A 2,612-nucleotide genomic window follows, 5' to 3' on the forward strand; every position below is an offset into this window, starting at 1 on the left:
CGAGCGGCTCCAGCGGTCGAGCTCGGCCACCTGCAGCAGCAGGTCGCGGCGGGTCACCCGGCCGCGCCGCCGGCTGGGCAGCTGGTAGCCCGCCCCGCCGCCGGGCCCGGCCCGGTGCACCCGTCCGGTCAGCCCGTACAGCTCGTCGAACGCGCCGGCCATGACGAGCCGCTCCACGACGGGGCGCGAGACCCCGGCCCGGTGCCAGAAGTCGGCGAGCGAGCCGTACGGCCGCCCCGCGACGATGCGGTCCACCTCTGCGGAGGAGATGCCCTTGACGTCGGCGAGGGACAGCCGGATGCCGTACTCGCGCCCGTCGGGCAGCCCCGGCAGCGTCGGCGCCCGGCGGGCGGGCTCGCCCATGACCTCCGGCGGCGGCTCGTCCCAGGGGGCGACCTTCTCCACCCGGTAGGTGCCGTCGGAGGCGTTGACGTCCAGGCCCAGCACGGCGATGCCGAGCTGGCGGGCGTCGTCGAGCAGCAACCGCTTGGGGTACATCCCGGGGTCGTGGGTGAGCACCCCGGACAGGAACGCCGCCGGGTGGTGCCGCTTGAGCCAGGCCGACTGGTAGGTCGGCAGGGCGAACGCCGCGGCGTGGGCCTTGCAGAAGCCGAACGACGCGAACGCCTTGAGCACCTCCCAGAACCGGGACACGGTGTCCGGGGTGTAGCCGCGGCGCACGGCCGTCGGCACGTACCACTCCTTGACCGCCGCCTGGCCCTCGCGCGAGCCCATCGCCCGGCGGGTCTCGTCGGCCTCGGCGAGGGTGCAGCCGGTGGTCACCGAGACGATCCGGATGACCTGCTCGTGGAAGACGACGACGCCGTAGGTCTCCGCGAGCACCGGCTCGAGGTCCGGGTGCAGGTACTCCGGGGCGTTCCAGCCCTGCCGGGCGCGCAGGAACGGGGTGACCATGTCGGACTTGACCGGCCCCGGCCGGAACAGCGAGATGTCGGTGACGATGTCCTCGAAGCAGTCCGGGGCGAACTTGCCGACGAGCTCGCGCTGGCCGGGCGACTCGATCTGGAAGACGCCGAGCGTGCGGGTGGTCCGGATGAGGGCGTAGGTGTCCGGGTCGTCGAGCGGGACCTGCTCGCGGTCGTCGACGTCGATGTGGACCCCGTCGACCCGCTGGATCTCGGCGGTGGCGTGGGCCATGGCCGACTGCATCCGGATGCCGAGCACGTCGAGCTTGAGCAGGCCGACCTCCTCGACGTCGTCCTTGTCGAGCTGGGTCATCGGGTAGCCGTCGTAGCTGGGCTCGACCGGGGTCCGGTCGAGCAGGCCGGCGTCGGACAGGATCACCCCGCACGGGTGGAGCGCGACGTGGCGCGGCAGGCCGTCGACGCCCTCGACGAGGTCGAAGAACCCCTCGAGGTCGGCGCTGCCGAGGCCGGAGGCGCGCAGCTCGGGCAGCTCCTCGATGGCCTTGCGGGCGTCGCGGGCACGGATGTGGGGGAACGCGGTGGCGATGGCGTCGACCTCGCCGGGCGGCATGCCGAGCGCCGCCCCGACGTCGCGGACCGCGTGGCGGACCCGGTAGGTGTCCATCATCGACACGCACGTCACCCGGTCCGCGCCGAACCTCGCCAGGACGGCGTCGTAGACCTCCATGCGGCGGTCGGACTCCACGTCGACGTCGACGTCGGGAAGCGTGGCCCGCAGCGGGGACAGGAACCGCTCCATGAGCAGGCCGTGCCGGACCGGGTCGACCCCGCTGATCCCCAGGACGTGGCACACCAGGCTGCCGGCGCCGGACCCGCGCGCCGCGACCCGGATGCCGAGGTCGCGGGTGAGGTCGCACACCTGGGCGACGGTGAGGAAGTACCCGGCGAAGCCGAGCTGGTCGACCACGGCGAGCTCGTCGTGCAGGCGCGCCTCGATCGCGGCGGGGCCGACCGGGCCCACGGGCGAGCGGACGGTGCGCCCGCCGTAGAGCCGGTCCAGGCCCTCGCGGCAGCGCCCGGCGAGCACGGCCTGCAGGTCGGTCGTGGCGGGGTAGCCGAGCACCTCCGCCTCGGGCAGGTGGACCGAGCCGACGGACAGGTCCGCCGCCGGGTCCAGCCGGCACCGGTCCGCGAGCGCCGCGGTGGTGCCCAGCAGCCGCGAGGCGGTCGCCGCGGCACCCCGGCCGGTGTCCGAGCCGGGCAGGGCGGCGGCGACGTCGGCGACCTCGCGGGCGCGCCGGGCCATGTCGTCCGGGGCGGCGAGGTGGCCGGCGGACGTGGTCCGGTCCAGGTGGCGGGGGTCGAGGGCGACCAGGCGGCGGGCGGCGTCGAGGACGTCGACCACGAGCCCCTGGTCGGGGTCGACGTGGCGCACGGCGTTGGTCAGCACCACCGGCACGCCCGCGGCGTCGGCGACCGCGAGCATCCGCCCGGCGAGCCCCACGCTGCCGGGGGTGTCGCGGCGGCTGCGGTGGTGGACGACCTCCACGTGCAGGCTGCCCGGCGGCAGCGCCTGCTGCCAGCGCCGCAGCAGGGCCACCGCCAGGTCGTCGCGGCGGGCGAGCACCGCGCGGCCGACCTCGGACTGCGGGCCGAGCAGCACGGCCAGGGCCGGCGCCCCGGTCCCCCGCCGGCCGTCCGCGCCGACCAGCCCGGAGACGCCGG

General features: G+C 75.8%; 1 protein-coding gene. It reads right to left on the reverse strand.

From position 1 onward, the window contains the following. The coding region (gene dnaE, locus WCS02_RS19560; RefSeq protein ID WP_340295953.1) for a DNA polymerase III subunit alpha at nt 1-2,612 on the reverse strand (2,612 nt) is incomplete at both ends.

Origin of the sequence: Aquipuribacter hungaricus (assembly GCF_037860755.1) — a bacterium.
Classification (GTDB): domain Bacteria; phylum Actinomycetota; class Actinomycetes; order Actinomycetales; family JBBAYJ01; genus Aquipuribacter; species Aquipuribacter hungaricus.